The sequence below is a fragment of the Maribacter litopenaei genome, from assembly GCF_025244665.1.
Taxonomy (GTDB): Bacteria; Bacteroidota; Bacteroidia; order Flavobacteriales; family Flavobacteriaceae; genus Maribacter; species Maribacter litopenaei.
This window is the reverse complement of record NZ_CP104205.1, coordinates 2,706,820-2,725,030: the sequence shown is the minus strand read 5'-3', so window position 1 is coordinate 2,725,030 and position 18,211 is coordinate 2,706,820. Positions and strand designations below refer to the sequence as shown.

The following is an 18,211-nucleotide window of genomic DNA, read 5'->3' as shown; positions in this document are numbered from 1 at the left end:
GGTGCTTGGTTGTCTTATGCATTCCGGGTAGCAGAGGCAGCTGTCTTAATGGCCTTCTTGATACGGACATAGGTGCAGCATCTACAGATATTTCCGTTCATGGCCGCTTCGATTTCTTCATCGGAAGGAGCGGGATTTCTTTTTAACAGTGCAGAGGCACTCATGATCTGACCGGCTTGGCAATACCCGCATTGTGGTACATCTACCTCGAGCCATGCCTGTTGTACCGGGTGGTCTCCGTTTTCGGACAAACCTTCAATGGTTGTTATTTCTTGGTCCCCAACGGAAGAAACCGGAATTTGACAGGAGCGAACCGCATTATCTCCCAAATGAACGGTGCAGGCTCCACATTGGGCAATACCACATCCGTATTTGGTCCCCACCAATTTAAGGTGGTCTCTAAGAACCCATAACATGGGTGTGTTGTCGTCCACATCGACCTCTTGGGTCTTACCGTTTATTTTTAAGCTGAATTTTGACATAATTAGTTGTTTTGAATCGGATGTAACAAGTTAATAATTATTAAGAAGCAATGAAACAAGGAATGGCAAGATTAACATTATTTACCATTTTAAAGATATTGGTTCTAAATAAGCAGAGTAAAGTGCATATCCTTGTACTATTTTTAGTTGATTGTTGTTTTAGTTTGTTTTTCCACATTTTTCTAAAGGATCTTCAACCTTAATTTTAATTATCTTAGCGGTATGCTTTCAAAGAAGACAAAATACGGTTTAAAGGCCCTGGCATACCTGGGAAATCAAAAGGACCGGAAACCCGTTCAGATTTCTGAAATAGCGGAGCATGAGAACATTTCCCAAAAGTTTTTGGAGAGTATATTATTGAGTCTTCGTAAGTCTGGTTTTCTTGGCTCAAAAAAGGGAAAGGGCGGCGGTTATTACCTCATAAAAGAGCCAAAGGCAATTGCCATGGTAGATGTCATGCGGGTTTTGGAGGGACCCATAGCTATGGTGCCCTGTGTAAGCCTAAATTTTTACGAAAAGTGTGATGATTGTCCGAGATGAAAAAAGTTGTTCTGTCCATAAATTGATGCTCCAAGTGAGGGATAGTGCTTTGGCCGTATACAGAAACAATACCTTGCAGGATATTCTCTGCGACTTTTCCAAAGACCAAAAGTAGAGAACTAATGGAAGATCCCTTGTTGAGAATATCTCATTTTTGACCTTCATTTGTTAATAATCTACTAAATCTATAGGGTAATTATAAAATTTAGGTGTTTTGTTGATGTCGGGTTAAAATTTAATTCTATTTTTGAAAACTCTACCAAATGAGTAGGGTAATAATTTAGCATACAAAAGATGATTGCAGATCAACTTGTTTTAGATAAGAAAACCACAAAGACTACGTACGCAGAAGATAAAAAGTCTGAGAGGCCCATTAGAAGTGTGGCCAAGGCTTTTAGTTGGAGGGTCATAGGCACCTTGGATACGCTAATCGTATCCTATTTTCTGACAGGTAAGATTTCAATAGCGGCATCTATTGCATCCATAGATTTTGTGACCAAAATGATTCTATATTTTTTTCACGAAAGGTTGTGGAATTTAATTAAATGGGGAAAGTAATATTTAGGATATGGCATTAGCAGCAGCTCAAATAGAACAGTTGAATACTCAATTCAAAGGGATTCCACCAGAGGAAATCATCTCATGGGCGGTTAAGCATGGGCAAACCCCTGTGGTAACCACTAATTTTAGACCTTATGAAGTGGCTATTTTACATGCTGTTTCCCAAGTAAGTCAAGATATACCGGTGATATGGTGCGATACGGGGTACAACACTCCCAAAACCTATAAACATGCGGAAGAGCTTATTGAAAGGTTGCATTTGAATATCAAATTATATGTGCCGAAACAGACTTCTGCCCATAGGGATGCGGTCATGGGAATACCTCAAATAGATGATCCCGGACACGAGGAGTTTACTAGGCAAGTAAAATTGGAACCCTTTGCGAGGGCGATGTCAGATTTCAAACCGGATGTTTGGTTTACGAATTTACGAAAGGGGCAGACCGCGCTTCGGGATAGTTTGGATATACTGAGCCTGAGCAAGGACGGTGTTTTAAAAGTGAGTCCTTTCTATCATTATAGCGATACCCAGTTGGACACCTATTTAAGGAAGTTTGATCTTCCCAATGAACATAACTATTTTGATCCCACTAAGGTTTTGGCCAATAGAGAGTGTGGATTGCATACATAAAGATTAAGCATGGAGTTAAAAGAATTGGAATTACCTACAGCATTGGGAGAAAATACTGCCCATATCAACGCCTTGGAAAACGAGGCGATTTACATCATACGTGAGGTAGCGGCACAGTTTGAAAAGCCTGTTCTGTTATTCTCGGGAGGAAAGGACTCCATAACCTTGGTGAGATTGGCGCAAAAGGCATTTTGGCCCGCCAAGATTCCGTTTCCATTGATGCATATAGATACCGGACATAATTTTCCGGAGACCATAGAATTCAGGGACCGTTTGGTCGAAGAATTGGGATTGGAACTCATCGTAAGAAATGTGCAGGATTCCATTGACCAAGGGAAGGTAAAGGAGGAATCCGGTAGATATAGTAGTCGGAATAGTTTGCAGACGACTACGTTGTTGGATGCCATTGAGGAATTCAAGTTCGATGCGTGTATTGGAGGTGCAAGGAGGGATGAAGAAAAGGCAAGGGCCAAGGAGCGAATTTTTTCGGTTCGTGATGATTTCGGGCAATGGGACGAAAGAAACCAGCGACCTGAATTGTTCGATATGTTGAACGGTCAGATAGAATTAGGGCAGAACGTACGTGTGTTCCCAATTTCCAATTGGACGGAATTGGACGTTTGATCCTACATTAAGGAAGAAGGAATAGAAATACCATCCATCTATTTTGCCCATAAAAGACAAACATTTCTTAGGGACGGATTAATTTGATCCGCTGAGGACGGGGTCGTTTTTAGGGATGAGGATGAAATTGTGGAGGAGCGCTTGGTACGCTTTAGAACGGTAGGGGATATGTCCTGTACCGCCGCGGTACTATCCGATGCCACCACCATAGAAAAGGTAGTGGAAGAAATTAGGGATTCATCTATATCCGAACGTGGCGCCCGTATCGACGATAAGCGTTCCGAAGCGGCGATGGAAAAAAGAAAACAACAAGGATACTTTTAATAGAGAAAGAAATGGAAGTACTTAAAATAGCAACAGCAGGTAGCGTAGACGATGGAAAAAGTACCTTGATAGGTAGAATACTTTACGACACCAAATCCTTGACCACCGATAAATTGGAGGCCATTGAAAAGACCAGTAAGCAAAAGGGTTATGATTATCTCGGATTTCTCCTTGGCTACGGACGGTTTGGTAGCGGAAAGGGAACAAGGTATTACAATAGACGTAGCCCATATCTATTTTTCAACGGCAAAGAAAAGTTATATCATAGCGGATACTCCCGGTCATGTGGAATATACAAGAAATATGGTTACTGGTGCGTCCACCTCGCAAGCGGCCATTATTTTAATAGATGCGCGAAAAGGGGTTATAGAGCAGACCAATAGACACTTTTTTATTAATAATCTATTGCGAATAAAAGAAGTTGTGGTGGCCATTAACAAGATGGATTTGGTCGAATTTTCGGAAGAACGCTATAACGAGATCAAAGCTGATTTCGAACAATTGATGGAGAAGCGTGATTATGCGAATTAGAAAATCACCTTTGTTCCCATAAGTGCCTTAAAGGGTGATAATGTGGTTCATAAATCCGAAAATACGCCTTGGTACGATGGTGAGACCATATTGGAACACCTGGAGGGGCTGGATTTGGCAGCGGTTTCCAATGTAGGAACCCCACGTTTTCCAGTACAATATGTGATACGCCCAAAAACGGAAAACCATCACGATTTTAGAGGATTCGCAGGTAAGGTCTATGGAGGGGAACTAAGTGTGGGCGACGAAGTAGTTGCACTTCCTTCACAAACAAGGTCAAAAATCAAGGAAATCTATTTTTACGATAAAAAATACCGAGACAGCATCAAGAAGGTCTTCCGTGACCATTACATTGGAGGATGAAATTAATTTAAGTAGGGGTGACATGTTGGTCAAGGCCAATGACTTACCCACCATAGAAAAGCAATTTACCGCAACCATTTCTTGGATGGATTCCAAACCGTTGTCCGCTGGAAACAAATATGTGGTGCAACATGGGGTGAATAAAGTGCTGGCGAAAGTAGACCAGGTACATCATAAAATTGCACCGGATTATTCCGGTGTGGATGTGGACGCCCAAGCATTGGGGATGAACGATATTGCGGAAGTAAGCTTTCGATTGAACAAGCCTATATTTTATGACAAGTTCAAAAACCATAGGACCAACGGTTCCTTTATTCTAATCGATACGCAATCCAATAATACGGTAGGAGCTGGTTTTATCAGTTAGGTTATAAAGGAATATATAAAGTAATTGGGGCATTTTCATTTATCATATAAAATCTATAGGGTTTATATTTTTAAATGACCATTTATATAAAATAGTGAAGCATGCAAAGTTTTAGAACAGAAATAGAAAATCCGATTGTAGAAAAGGACATCCTGGAACTGGAGCGAAAAATCCATGAGTTCCACGGTGGAAAGTTGGACGAGGAAAAATTCCGAAGTCTACGTTTAGCTAGGGGTGTTTATGGGCAACGTCAACAGGGGGTGCAAATGATCCGGATAAAATTACCCTACGGAAAGGTGACTTCTAAACAATTGCATCGTATATGTGATGTATCGGATGAATACTCCAGGGGCAGGCTTCATATCACCACAAGGCAGGATATACAGATACATTACGTGGACCTAAACAGGACACCGGAATTGTGGGCAGAGCTGGAAAAGGACGATATTACATTGAGGGAAGCCTGTGGAAATACCGTGAGGAATGTAACTGCTAGCGAAACTGCCGGAATTGATCCTAACGAGCCCTTTGACGTTTCTCCCTATGCCCATGCGCTTTTCCAATATTTCCTGAGAAACCCTGTAAGCCAAGAAATGGGTAGAAAATTTAAGGTTTCTTTTTCCGCTACGGATGAGGATACAGGACTTTCCTATATGCACGATCTTGGTTTTATTGCCAAGGTTAAGGAAGGAATGAAAGGATTCAAGGTAATGTTGGGCGGAGGACTAGGTTCCCAGCCAAGACACGCCGATGTATTATATGAGTTTTTGCCCACAGACAAAATAATTCCATTAATGGAAGTGGTTGTTCGTGTGTTTGACCGATATGGGGAGCGAAAAAGTAGGGCAAAGGCCGGAATGAAATTTTTGTTGAAGGATGTAGGCTTGGATGGTTTTAGAAAACTCATTGATGAGGAATGCAAGGCGATTCCGTTCAAAACATTTCCAATCGATGCATTGGCCTATCCAAAAATAACCTTGTCCGAAGAAGTAGCTCCAGCTGTGGAAATAGAAGATACTGAGGCGTTTGACAAATGGAAATCAACGAACCTTGTGCCACAAAAACAAGGTGGCTTTGTAGCTATAGGGATCAAGGTTCTCCTAGGGGATTTTTATACGGACAAGGCTCGATTATTGGCCGACTTGGTCCAAAAGTATGCCGCTGGCGAAATCCGTCTGTCCCTTCGTCAAAATATCTTGATTCCCTATGTAAAGGAGGAAGCTATACCATTTTTTTATACCGAACTTAAAAAATTAGGCTTCGCTGAAGCAGGATATAATAAGGCATTGGACATCACGGCATGTCCCGGTACGGATACTTGTAATTTAGGAATTGCCAGTAGTACTGGAATTGCCGAAGAATTGGAACGTGTCATAAAGACAGAATATCCACAATATATCAGTAACCCGGATGTGGTCATCAAAATTAGCGGATGTATGAACGCTTGTGGTCAGCATAACATGGCCAATATTGGATTTCAAGGAATGTCGGTTCGAACCAAGGATAAACTAGTGGCCCCTGCGCTGCAGGTACTATTGGGAGGTGGCAATGATGGAAATGGGAACGGTCGTTTTGCGGACAAAGTGGTAAAAGTCCCTAGTAAAAGAGGTCCGAAGCTTTACGTTTAATCTTGGATGATTTTGATGCCAATGGTAAAGGATTGACTTTTCCGAATTATTATGCCGAGAAGGGTCAGATGTATTTCTATGATTTCCTCACCCATTTATCTAGCGTGGATGATCTCACGGCTGATGATTTTATCGATTGGGGAAATACTGAAAAATACGAGAAGGCCATAGGTGTAGGCGAATGTGCTGGGGTTGTTATCGACTTGATCGCTACGCTACTTTTTGAAAGTGAGGAGAAAATTCAAAATGCGCAAGAGAAGTTTGAAGAGGAAAAATGGGCTGCTAGTATTTACCATGCCTATGCGTCCATGGTGAATTCTGCAAAAGCCTTATTAACCGCCGAGAACACCAAGGTAAATACCCATGCCAGTATTATAAAGGACTTTGACGAGAAATTTGTGGTTGATGGAAGGATTAAAGTGGATGGCGGTTTTGAAAATATGGTGCTGCAAATAAACAAGAATGAGCCGACGAAGGAATTTGCCGCAGCCTATCTAAAAAATGCAAAGATCTTCTTGGAATCCATCGAGGAATTTAGAAAACAGGAATTGGCAGAAGTTTAGTGAAAATGGATACGATTAAGCAATCAGAGATATTAAACTTCAAAGACCCTTTGACGTACAAGGGTAAGCTGACTGTGGTTGGTGCGGATCCTGGAGACCCGGACTTGATAACTGTGAAAGCTATCAAAGCGTTACAAAGTGCCGATGTCGTTCTATACGATGCATTGGTAAATGATATATTATTGGCATATGCCAGTAAGGCCGAGAAAATCTTTGTAGGCAAACGTAAGGGCTGCTATTCGTATCAGCAAGATCAGATCAACGAATTGATTGTTTCCAGGGCTAAATCCCATGGGCATGTGGTGCGACTAAAAGGTGGTGACCCTTTTGTGTTTGGTCGTGGTGCGGAGGAAATGGAATATGCTGTAGCATTTGGATTGGATACAGAGGTAGTGCCTGGAATTTCATCGAGTTTAAGTGTTCCGGCCTATCAAAATATTCCCGTAACTAAGCGAGGGGCTTCAGAAAGTTTTTGGGTAATCACCGGTACTACCAAACAGCACAAGCTATCCAAAGATGTAGCCTTGGCGGCCAAAAGTAGTGCCACCGTGGTCATTCTAATGGGGATGTCCAAATTGGCGGAAATTGTTTCGCTTTTTAAAAAGGAAGGAAAAGGGGAAACCGCCATTGCCATTATCCAAAATGGAACTAGGAGCAATGAGAAAATAGGTATTGGAACCATTTCGAACATTGAAGAAGTAGTAGAAAATAATAAGTTGTCCAACCCGGCCATCATCATTATTGGTGAAGTGGTACATCATAGGGCAAAAATGAATCAGATAGTAGAAGAACAATTGCAATTAAGTCAGGAAGTATGATAAAAACAGATATTGTAATCATTGGTGCAGGACCAACAGGATTATTTACCGTATTCGAAGCGGGATTACTAAAGTTAAAATGTCATCTTATCGATGCCTTGGCACAGCCTGGTGGACAGTGCTCGGAGATTTATCCAAAGAAACCCATTTATGATATTCCGGCCTTTCCGGAGATTTTGGCGGGAACGTTGGTGGATAACCTCATGGAGCAGATAAAACCGTTTGAGGCTGGATTTACTTTAGGCGAACGTGCCGAAACCTTGGATAAGCAAGAAGATGGTTCTTATATCGTTACTACCAATAAAGGAACCCAACATCATGCTCCGGTGGTAGTTATTGCTGGTGGGTTGGGCTCTTTTGAGCCAAGAAAACCACCTATTTCCAATATTGCGGAATTTGAGGATATGGGAGTAGCGTTTATGGTAAAGGACCCGGATGTGTATCGTGGTAAAAAAGTGGTCATTGCAGGTGGAGGGGACTCGGCATTGGACTGGGCCATTTTCTTGGCCGACGTGGCTGCTGAGGTGTCCTTAGTACATCGTAGAAATGAATTTAGAGGGGCGCTGGACTCTGTTGAAAAGGCTTCGGAATTGGCCAAACTCGGCAAAATTAAATTGTTCACCGAAGCTGAGGTTAAGAAATTGTATGGCGATGAAAAGTTGGAAGCCGTGGTAATCAAACATAACGATGCAGATAAAGGTGAAACCTATTTGGAGGTGGATAACTTTATTCCTTTATTCGGTTTATCCCCCAAATTGGGACCTATCGGAAATTGGGGATTGGAGATAGAGAAGAACGCCATCAAGGTAAACAATGCCAAGGACTATCAAACCAATTTACCTGGGGTTTTCGCCATTGGTGATGTCAATACCTATGAGGGTAAGTTGAAATTGATATTGTCAGGTTTTCATGAGGCCGCAGTAATGTGTCAGTATGCCTATCAAATCATCAACCCAGGCAAAAGGTATGTGATGAAATACACAACAGTTGGGGGAGTTGAAGGATTTGATGGTTCGAAAAAAGAAGCCAAAAAAGAAGTGGTTCAAAGTATTGCTTAGGTACTTACAATAATAAATGGGAACCCTTCAATAGAAATATTTGAAGGGTTTTTTGTTTTATGTAGTTCTTAAAAAAGAAATGGAATATTTGGTTTTGAGCGGGCAGAGCCGTTACTTTGTCCCAGTTCTTTTAAACGTTGAAAGTTATCAAGAAAGGTGGAGGGAATAGACCCTTTGAAGCCTTAGCAACCCTTGGTCTACCCTGAGCTCATCAGGAGCTAAGAAGGTGCTACGTTCTATCTCGATACCCATCGGGAAAGATAACCCCAAAGGCCAATACCCTAAATTCCTTACTTGATTTATTTTTATGTTTTTAAATTACCTTTTTTAGGTAACAGGACTATTTTGATATTCAAAGAAATGAGCCCTCATCGAGGAATTTATTATAGGTAATTTAATTACCGCAACAATAGGAAAGATAAATATCAGTTGGTTAACCTTAAACAAAACATGTGGATAATATAAAAGAAGCGCTTCAAAAGCGGATTTTGGTGCTGGACGGTGCCATGGGAATCATGCTTCAGCAATTCAAGTTTACGGAAGCGGATTTTAGGGGAGAACGATTTAAGGACTGGCATATTGACGTGAAGGGGAACAACGACATGTTGGCCCTTACACAGCCGGAGGCTCGGCAGAGGTGCACCGTAAATACCTGGAGGCTGGAGCGGATATTATTGAGACCAATACTTTTTCCAGTACTACCATTGCTATGGGGGATTACGAGATGGAGGATTTTGTCTATGACTTTAATTATGAATCAGCAGTAATAGCCAAAAAAGTCGCCGAGGAATATACGTTGAAAACACCCGAAAAACCACGTTTTGTAGCTGGTAGTATGGGATCTACGAACAAGACAGCCAGCATGTCACCGGATGTTAATGATTCAGGTTTTAGGGCGATATCCTTTGACGAATTAAGGGTAGCTTATAAACAACAAGTAGAGGCGCTTTTGGATGGAGGGGTAGATGTTTTGTTGATAGAAACGATTACCGATACATTGAACTGTAAAGCGGCCTTGTTCGCAATAGAAGAAGTAAAGGAAGAACGTAATATCGACGTTCCCATAATGGTTAGCGGAACCATTACTGATGCATCGGGTAGAACGCTGACCGGGCAAACAGCCGAGGCATTTTTAATTTCCGTATCCCATATTCCTCTCTTAACGGTAGGATTCAATTGTGCTTTGGGGGCCAAGGATTTAACACCGCATTTAGAGGTGCTTTCGCAAAAAAGTGAATTCGGGATTTCGGCCCATCCAAATGCAGGTTTACCGAATGCATTTGGGGAGTATGATCAAAATCCCGAGCAGATGGCTTCACAGATAAAGGAGTATTTGGAAAAAGGATTGGTAAACATTATTGGAGGATGTTGTGGAACCACCCCGGCACATATAAAAGCAATTGCGGATTTGGCCAAAAATTATGCACCCAGGCCGTTAATGGTAGAGCACAGCTAGATGGAAAAAAAGCAAACTAGATACTTACGTTTAAGTGGTCTTGAGCCCCTAGTAGTAACCCCTGAAAGTAATTTTATAAATGTAGGGGAGCGTACCAATGTAGCAGGTTCCAAGAAGTTCTTACGATTGGTGAAGGAAGAAAAATTTGAGGAAGCCTTGGACGTTGCAAGGGAACAAGTAGAGGGAGGTGCCCAGATTATTGACATCAATATGGATGATGGTTTGATCGATGGTAAAACCGCCATGGTCAAATTTTTAAATCTAGTTATAGCCGAGCCGGATATTGCTAGGGTACCGATCATGATCGATAGTTCCAAATGGGAGATTATAGAAGCTGGTCTACAAGTGGTTCAGGGTAAATGTGTGGTCAATTCCATCAGTCTTAAAGAGGGAGAGACGGAATTTATCCATCATGCCAAGTTGATAAAAAGGTACGGCGCTGCTGTTATCGTGATGGCTTTTGATGAGGTGGGGCAAGCGGACAATTACGAAAGACGTATTGAAATTGCCAAACGTTCCTACGATATCCTTGTTAACAAAGTAGGTTTTCCTCCGGAGGATATCATTTTTGACCTGAATATATTTCCTGTAGCCACGGGAATGGACGAACACAAATTAAACGCACTTGATTTCATTAACGCTACGAAATGGGTACGGGAAAACTTGCCATATTGTAGTGTTAGTGGTGGGGTCAGTAATGTCTCTTTTTCCTTTAGGGGGAATAATCCGGTTAGGGAAGCCATGCATTCTGTTTTCCTGTATCATGCGATTAAAGCGGGCATGAATATGGGTATTGTAAACCCGACCATGTTAGAAGTCTATGATGATATTCCAAAGGATCTTTTGGAGCATGTAGAGGACGTTATGTTGAATAGACGTGACGATGCCACTGAGCGATTATTGGAATTCGCCGAATCCTTTGTTGGGAAGGAAAAGGAAAGTAAGGTCGATAATTCTTGGCGAGAAGAACCATTACAAGACCGGATCACCAGGGCTTTGGTAAAGGGCATCGATCAATATATTGAAGAAGATGTTGAGGAGGCCGTAAAAGCATCGAATCGTCCCATTGAAGTAATTGAAGGGCATTTGATGACCGGAATGAACGTAGTCGGGGATTTGTTCGGTAGTGGTAAAATGTTCCTGCCACAGGTGGTAAAGTCGGCACGTGTAATGAAAAAAGCTGTTGCCTATCTATTACCTTTTATTGAGGAGGAAAAACTATCCAATCCGAATTGGAAAGTTCGGAAGGTGCCGGAAAAATTCTTATGGCTACCGTAAAAGGAGATGTGCACGACATTGGTAAAAATATCGTTAGTGTGGTACTGGCGTGTAATAACTACGAGATTATCGACTTGGGGGTTATGGTACCTCCGGAGAAAATTATTCAAGAAGCCATAGCACATAACGTGGATATTATTGGTTTAAGCGGATTGATTACTCCTTCTTTGGATGAGATGGTTCATCCGCCAAAGAAATGCAACGCAATAATTTTAATATCCCATTATTGATTGGAGGGGCAACGACAAGCAAGGCCCATACAGCAGTTAAAATAGATCCACAATACAAAGAGGCGGTCGTCCATGTAAACGATGCTTCAAGGGCGGTTACGGTGGTAGGTGATTTATTGCAGAAGGAAACATCGGCAGCCTATAAAAAAAGAATTAAGGAAGACTATGATGATTTCAGGGATAAATTTTTAAAGCGCTCGGTAAAAAAGGAATATAAAACCATTGAAGAGGCCCGTGAAAATCGATTTAAAATCGATTGGGAAAGATCCAATATAAAAAAACCGAATGTTCTTGGTTTCCAAGTCATTGAAAATCAAGAATTGGATACTTTAGTGCCTTATATTGATTGGACTCCCTTTTTTAGAAGTTGGGAACTGCACGGCAAGTATCCCGATATTTTAACGGATGCCATTGTTGGTAAAGAAGCGACGGATTTGTTCACGGATGCCCAAAAAATGTTACAGGAGATTTTGGAGAATAAACTCTTGACGGCAAAAGCGGTCTTCGGTTTGTTTCCGGCAAACACTGTCAATACAGATGATATTGAAGTGAAGCGATCTGGGGATGGAGAGATCTTCCACTTTAGAACACTGAGACAGCAGCTGCAACGTAGGGAAGGAGTGGCAGACTATGCTTTGGCCGATTTTATTGCACCAAAGGACTCAGGGGTACAGGATTATATGGGAGCTTTTTGTGTTACAGCAGGTTTTGGAACGGCTGAATTGGCTGCGGAGTATGAGAAGAACCTGGACGATTATAGCTCGATCATGATCAAAGCCTTGGCCGATCGATTGGCAGAGGCTTTTGCCGAATATTTACATAAGGCGGTGCGCACCAATTATTGGGGTTATGCTACAGGAGAAAAGTTGAGTAACGAGGAATTGATCAAGGAATCGTATAAAGGAATTCGCCCGGCACCAGGATATCCGGCCTGTCCGGATCATTTAGAAAAACTTACCATTTGGGATTTGTTGAATGTTGAGAATACTATAGGCGTGAAATTAACGGACAGTTTGGCCATGTGGCCGGCGGCGTCGGTTTCAGGGTATTATTTTGCTAATCCTGAAGCACGATATTTCGGTCTTGGAAAAATTAAGGATGCACTAGGTGGCAGATTTTGCCAACAGGAAGGGTATTTCTATGCAGGAAGCTTCAAAATGGTTGGCACCTAATATTGTAGAAGAGTAAATTTCCGACATTCAAGGATTATCAAAAATTAGATTTAAAATAGTTTTCAAAATAGAATGAAAGTAACAGAGCATATAGAAAAGGCAAACGGAAAAACACTTTTTTCTTTTGAATTGATACCCCCTGTTAAAGGAAAGAGCATTCAGGAGCTTTATGACAACATAGATCCGCTCATGGAGTTTAAGCCTCCTTTTATTGATGTGACCACCTCAAGGGAGGAATATGTGTATTTGGATAAGGGCGGACTTTTGGAGAAAAAGGTAACGCGTATGCGACCTGGGACTGTAGGTATCTGCTCTTCCATTCAACATAAATATCACGTGGATACGGTTCCGCATTTGTTGTGTGGAGGTTTTACTAAGGAAGAAACAGAATATGTTTTGGTGGATTGCCATTATTTAGGCATTGACAATGTAATGGCACTTAGGGGCGACTCCATGAAAGAAGAACGATATTTTATCCCAACGGAAGGTGGTCATTGCTATGCCAAGGAGTTGGTCTCTCAAATACGGAACCTGAGTCATGGTCAATATTTACATGAAACCATTGATTCCGATGACAATGCCGATTTCTGTATCGGAGTAGCTGGATATCCCGAAAAGCATTTGGAAGCTCCTTCATTACAAACCGATTTAAAACGTTTAAAAGAAAAAGTGGATGCCGGCGCCGATTATGTAGTAACACAGATGTTTTTTGATAATCAAAAATATTTTGAATTTGTAGAGGCCGCTAAAAACATAGGAATCCATGTTCCCATTATCCCTGGAATAAAACCGGTCGCGGTAAAAAGGCATTTGCAATTATTGCCTCAAGTGTTTCGTATTGATATTCCACAAGATTTAATCGATGCGGTCGAAGATTGTCAGAACAATAAAGATGTTCGCCAAGTTGGTGTAGAATGGGCCATTCAACAATCCAAGGAACTAAAGGCGGCGGGGGTGCCTGTGTTGCATTACTACTCTATGGGGAAATCGGATAATATTAAGGCGATAGCCAAAGAGGTATTTTAGCTTCTTTATAAATATAGGGCTGTGGCATTTAGTGAATGGTACGCACATTTCATCTTCAGTAACTCATATTTCCTGACTACCTTTGACATCCATGAAGCAAAAATGTTTTTTGTTGTTTTTCCTGTTGGGAGCTTTGTGCTTTTCCCAAAATAAGGAGGTCAAAAAGCATACCTTGGACCTAAGTCAGTTTTATGGCTCGGTAATGTTGCATAATACCGATATTTCGCATTTAATAACGAATCATCCTGGGGGATTCATCTTAGGTTACAACAGAAAAACCTATGGTTATCAAGAATGGGAGGAATTGTACAACTATCCTGATTATGGGGCCTCCTTCATTTATCAGGACATGAATAGTACTACTTTAGGTAAGAATTATGGACTTTATGCACATTACAATTTTTATTTCTTCAAGAGAAACATCCAATTTAGGATTGGGCAGGGAATTGCCTATACTACCAACCCGTATGACCGGGAAGAGAACTTTAGGAATAATGCCTACGGATCGGACTTTTTGAGTTCTACCTGCTTGATGCTCAATTATCACAAGGAGAACCTTATATCCGGGCTTGGTATTAAGGGGGGGATTTCTTTAATTCATTATTCCAATGGGAATTTTAGGGCCCCCAACACGTCCACCAATACCTTTGCCTTCAATTTGGGACTGACCTATGATTTGGATGGAGGCAAGGAATTAACTTATGTCCATACTTCCAATCGAGAAAAAGTAACGGAGCCAATTCGATACAATTTGATAGTGAGAGGCGGACTAAATGAAAGCGATGTTATTGGTTCCGGTCAATATGGATTTTTTATTTTTTCGGGATATGCCGATAAAAGATTGGGTAGGAAAAGTGCCATACAGTTGGGAGGAGATGTTTTCTTTTCCAATTTTTTAAAGGAACTGATTCGTTTTCAGGCTACTTCGTTTCCGAAATGGAGGTACAAGCAGATGATGATTATAAAAGAGTTGGAATTTTTCTAGGGCATGAACTCTTTATTAATAAAATGTCGGTAATCACGCAGTTGGGCTATTATGTATATTATCCGTTCGATTTTGAGGGACGGATGTATAATAGAGTGGGGCTAAAACGATATTTTGGGAAGCAGTGGTTTGGGGCAATCACATTAAAGTCCCATGGCGCTGCCGCGGAAGCCGTTGAATTTGGTGTTGGTATTCGGTTGTAAAGAATTCCTCTGTAGGAAATTAAGTCCCCTCGAGCGCAGTCGAGAGGTCTTTGAAAAAGAACATTTTTATTGAACAGGTCTCGACTGCGCTCGACCGGACAAAAAATACCCATTATGGTCAATTTTCAATATTCAAAAAATAGGCTTGGTGCATTGGCACTCCGGTATTTTGTAGGGTTCTTAATTTGTGGGGCAATGATATCCTGTAATTCCGAAAATGCCCCGGATTGTTTGCAGACAGCGGGTGACATGGTAAGAGAGGAAGTTGAAGTTCCAGCATTTAACGAAATAACCGTTTTTGAAAAAGTAGCCCTGGTTCTAAAACAAGGGAATGCCCAAAAAGTGGAGGTCGAAACCGGGGAAAATTTAAAAGAAGAGATCTCCATCACTGTAGAAGGCGACCGACTCATTTTACGAAATGAAAATGGCTGTAATTTTCTTAGGGATTACGGTCAAACCACGGTATACGTAACCTCTCCCAATATTAATGAGATAAGAAGTAGCACTGGTTTGGCTATAAAGAGTGATGGCGTGTTGTCATATCCAAACCTTACTTTATTTTCGGAGAGTTTTGTGGTTCCGTAAACAGAAACCACGGACGGGGAATTTGACCTCAATCTCAATACCGGAAGTTTGAGTATCGTCGTAAATGGAATAGCCTATTTTAAATTAAGTGGAAACACACAAAACTTAAATGTGACCGTTGCTGCCGGAGATTCCAGGGTGGAGGCGGAGGAATTGGTAGCCGAAAGCGTATCCCTTAATCACCGAGGGAGCAACGATATCTTAGTGAATCCGCAGGAGTCCATATCTCGGTGTAATCAGAGGTTACGGAGATGTAATATCATTTAATCGTCCTACAAATGTAGATGTCGAGGAAATTTTTAATGGAAGGCTGATTTTCAAAAATTAACAACACCAAAGTTTTTATTCATTCAGGATCCATTCATGTGTATTAAAGGCATGTTAAAGCATGGATGATTTCTTTTTGTTTAATATTTATTATTTAATTTTAAACAAAAAAGTTATGAAAACAACGAAAATATTTCAGTTTACTATTGCCTTCGCTTTATTGTTTGCATTTCAGGATTCCCTAGCACAAGAGATAACCGTTTTTCAAGGTATGTGGGGTGATGAGTTCTATCAAGATAAGGACAAGATGACTTGGAAGGGATTTGGAATGGCCATGGATTCCAATCCCGCCTCGGAAGTGCATTGGTCAAAGGCCAAGAAGCAATATGGGGTCACCTTTGCGGCCGCTACAGCTAACTTGGGTTTTGGTATTTGGTATTTGGTCAATGATAACAATGATAAGGAAACGACGGCTCCTATCATCGGGTTCGCCAGTACGGCGTTAGTGGGTTCCATTTTCTACTGTTTGGCCAATAAGAATAAGAAAAATGCCATCTTGGAATTCAATGATAGTTTGGGTAAAACGACCTATAGATTGGTACCTGCCGACAGGGGTGTTGGTTTGGCCTTGAAATTTTAAAATATTTCATCTAAAAATCAGTAAAATCTTACGTAGATTCATTCGTTTTATCGATCTTGAGGTCTTAAATACAAATAATTTCGAATGAAAACTATTTTATTTTTTGCCCTAACATTTCTTTTCTTTCTTAACACAAATGCACAAGAAATAACTGTATTCCCTGGTTTTTGGAGTATGGAATATTATCAAGATGATGACAGAATCACAAAAAAAGAACTTAAGGCACTGTTGGCTAAAAATGAAGAAATCAATGCGTATTGGAAAAAGTCTAATACCTATTCCACTTTAGGATACCTTTCTTTGCTGGGAGAAGGTGTCGGAGCTTTTTGGTTAGCTTCTACCTTAAATACTGATAACCCAAATGAAACCTTAGCTCCTTTAGGTGTTACGCTTGGATTTGCAACAATTGGATTGATTTTTATACATTCCGCCAATGAAAATGGCAAAAAGGCCATACTCGCATATAATAAACAGTTCGACAATGAATCTACTTTTAAATTGGTTCCAACAAGCAATAGCAATGGTGTCGGTCTCGGCCTTGAAATTTTAAAACTATTGAAGTTTAAGGTATTAATATTAGGATAGGTTTAACTTCCTACATTTTCCTTAATAGTAGCGACCAATCATTTCATGTTCAACGATTATCTTTCGTAACTCAAATGGCTCAATGGGCCCCATAACGCGGTAAGCAATTTTTCCGCCCGGCTCTACCAATGCGGTGTACGGTAGCGCCCCGTTCCATTCCGGATTCACGGCCTCGATCATGGCATATTTGTCACCTCCGGAATAAATATAATTAGTAAGGGCGGATGCTTCTTTTTGCAAAAAGGCCGGAGCTTTTTCTTTGGAAGACATATTATCAGCACTAATGGAAATAAATTCAAAGTCACGACCCTGATACATCCTATGCATATCCACAAATGATGGATATTCTTGTACACAGGGGCCACACCAAGTTGCCCAAAGATTTATTAGCCTAAGTTTATTGGAATCATTTTTGAATAAGGTTTTAATTCCTTCTTCACTTATATCTTCCAAGGTAACCTTCTTTTCTTTCCATTCCTTATTGATCTTGGTGGCATACTCATCTTTCCATGCCCATTTGACGGAGCAACCAAAAGTCTTTGTGCTCGCATTTTCAATATGTTCATTGTGTAATGTGGCGTCAATTGCAGCTCTAAGGTCTTCTGCATTTGCCGTTCCCGGTTTCTCCGATGTATCCAGTCTTCCTGTATACGTTAAAATTCGATTTTCATCAAAAACGAATGCGTGAGGAGTCGCTACAGGCCCATATTTTATTGATACTTCATGAGTATCTCCATCATATAAATAAGGAAAATTATAGTTTTTGTCCTTGCTGCGAACTATCATATCATCAAAAGAATCCCCCAAGTCACTATATCCTAACTCATTCAATAACAAGCCTCGAATAGAATTGGGGGAAATGGCAACAACAGAAACGTCCTTCTCCTTATAGTCATTAGTCAATTGTATAATCCGGTCTTCGTATGCTTGAGCGGTTGGACAGTGGTTGCATGTGAAAATGATAACCAAGGCTTTTGCCTCTTTAAAATCGTTTAATGTATAAAATCTACCGTCTGTTCCCGGAAGATTAAAATCCGGTGCTTTTTCACCCGGTTCTAAAGTTTTGATTGTTTGTTCGGGTACTGCCTGTGGATTGGGCGTAAAAAAAGGTTTCGCCTCCATGGCAATCTCGTCTGTAGATATTGATTCTGATTTCTCCTTGACCTGTTCTTTGCAACCTAGTAACAGTAATACAAATAGCATCCAGATTTTAAAAACACCTTTCATAATGTATTGATTGTGAGTATTAAGTTATATAAAATTGAAAGTAATTATCTGTTTTGTAAAAAAAAAT

The 18,211-nt window shown here is 40.8% G+C and carries 9 protein-coding genes, 8 pseudogenes and 1 riboswitch; of the genes and pseudogenes, 15 read left to right on the top strand and 2 right to left on the bottom strand.

All coding sequences use genetic code 11. The annotated features are described in order from the left end of the window. Nucleotides 1-14: 14 nt before the first annotated feature. Complete coding sequence (locus NYZ99_RS14705) at nucleotides 15-482, bottom strand: (2Fe-2S)-binding protein (protein WP_260571962.1); 468 nt, start codon at nucleotides 480-482, stop codon at nucleotides 15-17. A gap of 222 nt (nucleotides 483-704) precedes the next feature. On the opposite strand from NYZ99_RS14705, the pseudogene NYZ99_RS14700 reads away from it, so the two are divergent. The 15 genes and pseudogenes from NYZ99_RS14700 to NYZ99_RS14630 all read left to right on the top strand — a co-directional run bounded on the left by NYZ99_RS14700 (nucleotide 705) and on the right by NYZ99_RS14630 (nucleotide 16,917). Beyond that, nucleotides 705-1,137: pseudogene (locus NYZ99_RS14700) on the top strand (RrF2 family transcriptional regulator). 179 nt (nucleotides 1,138-1,316) lie between these two features. Beyond that, entirely contained in the window at nucleotides 1,317-1,580 is a 264-nt protein-coding gene (locus NYZ99_RS14695; protein WP_260571960.1) for a DUF2061 domain-containing protein, read from the top strand. A 10-nt stretch (nucleotides 1,581-1,590) separates the two neighbouring features. Further along, nucleotides 1,591-2,214, top strand: a complete 624-nt coding sequence (locus NYZ99_RS14690) for a phosphoadenosine phosphosulfate reductase domain-containing protein (protein WP_260571958.1) — start codon at nucleotides 1,591-1,593, stop codon at nucleotides 2,212-2,214. Nucleotides 2,215-2,223: 9 nt separating this feature from the next. Next, nucleotides 2,224-3,162: pseudogene (gene cysD / locus NYZ99_RS14685) on the top strand (sulfate adenylyltransferase subunit CysD). An 11-nt stretch (nucleotides 3,163-3,173) separates the two neighbouring features. Further along, nucleotides 3,174-4,423, top strand: a pseudogene (locus tag NYZ99_RS14680) (sulfate adenylyltransferase subunit 1). Between the two features lie 101 nt (nucleotides 4,424-4,524). Further along, nucleotides 4,525-6,614 (top strand): annotated as a pseudogene (locus NYZ99_RS14675) (HEPN domain-containing protein). Nucleotides 6,615-6,619: 5 nt separating this feature from the next. Further along, complete coding sequence (gene cobA, locus NYZ99_RS14670; RefSeq protein ID WP_260571957.1) at nucleotides 6,620-7,432, top strand: uroporphyrinogen-III C-methyltransferase; 813 nt, start codon at nucleotides 6,620-6,622, stop codon at nucleotides 7,430-7,432. Next, nucleotides 7,429-8,490: an NAD(P)/FAD-dependent oxidoreductase gene (locus NYZ99_RS14665; RefSeq protein ID WP_260571956.1), complete on the top strand. Its 1,062-nt coding sequence runs from the start codon at nucleotides 7,429-7,431 to the stop codon at nucleotides 8,488-8,490. The genes cobA and NYZ99_RS14665 overlap by 4 nt, the downstream gene beginning before the upstream one ends. Nucleotides 8,491-8,631: 141 nt before the next feature. After that, nucleotides 8,632-8,757: riboswitch (SAM riboswitch) on the top strand. A gap of 239 nt (nucleotides 8,758-8,996) precedes the next feature. Next, nucleotides 8,997-9,946, top strand: a pseudogene (locus tag NYZ99_RS14660) (homocysteine S-methyltransferase family protein). Further along, a pseudogene (gene metH, locus NYZ99_RS14655) lies at nucleotides 9,947-12,642 on the top strand (methionine synthase). It abuts the pseudogene before it with no gap. A gap of 56 nt (nucleotides 12,643-12,698) precedes the next feature. Then, nucleotides 12,699-13,652, top strand: coding sequence for a methylenetetrahydrofolate reductase [NAD(P)H] (gene metF / locus NYZ99_RS14650; RefSeq protein ID WP_260571953.1), 954 nt, complete (start codon nucleotides 12,699-12,701; stop codon nucleotides 13,650-13,652). Between the two features lie 91 nt (nucleotides 13,653-13,743). Continuing rightward, nucleotides 13,744-14,840: pseudogene (locus NYZ99_RS14645) on the top strand (acyloxyacyl hydrolase). Between the two features lie 114 nt (nucleotides 14,841-14,954). After that, nucleotides 14,955-15,692 (top strand): annotated as a pseudogene (locus NYZ99_RS14640) (head GIN domain-containing protein). Nucleotides 15,693-15,867: 175 nt separating this feature from the next. Beyond that, nucleotides 15,868-16,332, top strand: a complete 465-nt coding sequence (locus NYZ99_RS14635) for a hypothetical protein (RefSeq protein WP_260571950.1) — start codon at nucleotides 15,868-15,870, stop codon at nucleotides 16,330-16,332. A gap of 84 nt (nucleotides 16,333-16,416) precedes the next feature. Further along, nucleotides 16,417-16,917: a hypothetical protein gene (locus NYZ99_RS14630; protein WP_260571947.1), complete on the top strand. Its 501-nt coding sequence runs from the start codon at nucleotides 16,417-16,419 to the stop codon at nucleotides 16,915-16,917. A 21-nt stretch (nucleotides 16,918-16,938) separates the two neighbouring features. On the opposite strand, the gene NYZ99_RS14625 is transcribed toward NYZ99_RS14630, so the two are convergent. Then, nucleotides 16,939-18,144 (bottom strand): redoxin domain-containing protein, encoded by a 1,206-nt coding sequence (locus tag NYZ99_RS14625; RefSeq protein WP_260571945.1) that lies wholly within the window; start codon nucleotides 18,142-18,144, stop codon nucleotides 16,939-16,941. Nucleotides 18,145-18,211 lie beyond the last annotated feature (67 nt).

What these genes read in the sequence shown, in the direction of transcription:
- NYZ99_RS14705 (WP_260571962.1), bottom strand. Translation starts at nt 482, where the DNA reads ATGTCAAAATTCAGCTTAAAAATAAACGGTAAGACCCAAGAGGTCGAT.
- NYZ99_RS14695 (WP_260571960.1), top strand. Translation starts at nt 1,317, where the DNA reads ATGATTGCAGATCAACTTGTTTTAGATAAGAAAACCACAAAGACTACG.
- NYZ99_RS14690 (WP_260571958.1), top strand. Translation starts at nt 1,591, where the DNA reads ATGGCATTAGCAGCAGCTCAAATAGAACAGTTGAATACTCAATTCAAA.
- cobA (WP_260571957.1), top strand. Translation starts at nt 6,620, where the DNA reads ATGGATACGATTAAGCAATCAGAGATATTAAACTTCAAAGACCCTTTG.
- NYZ99_RS14665 (WP_260571956.1), top strand. Translation starts at nt 7,429, where the DNA reads ATGATAAAAACAGATATTGTAATCATTGGTGCAGGACCAACAGGATTA.
- metF (WP_260571953.1), top strand. Translation starts at nt 12,699, where the DNA reads ATGAAAGTAACAGAGCATATAGAAAAGGCAAACGGAAAAACACTTTTT.
- NYZ99_RS14635 (WP_260571950.1), top strand. Translation starts at nt 15,868, where the DNA reads ATGAAAACAACGAAAATATTTCAGTTTACTATTGCCTTCGCTTTATTG.
- NYZ99_RS14630 (WP_260571947.1), top strand. Translation starts at nt 16,417, where the DNA reads ATGAAAACTATTTTATTTTTTGCCCTAACATTTCTTTTCTTTCTTAAC.
- NYZ99_RS14625 (WP_260571945.1), bottom strand. Translation starts at nt 18,144, where the DNA reads ATGAAAGGTGTTTTTAAAATCTGGATGCTATTTGTATTACTGTTACTA.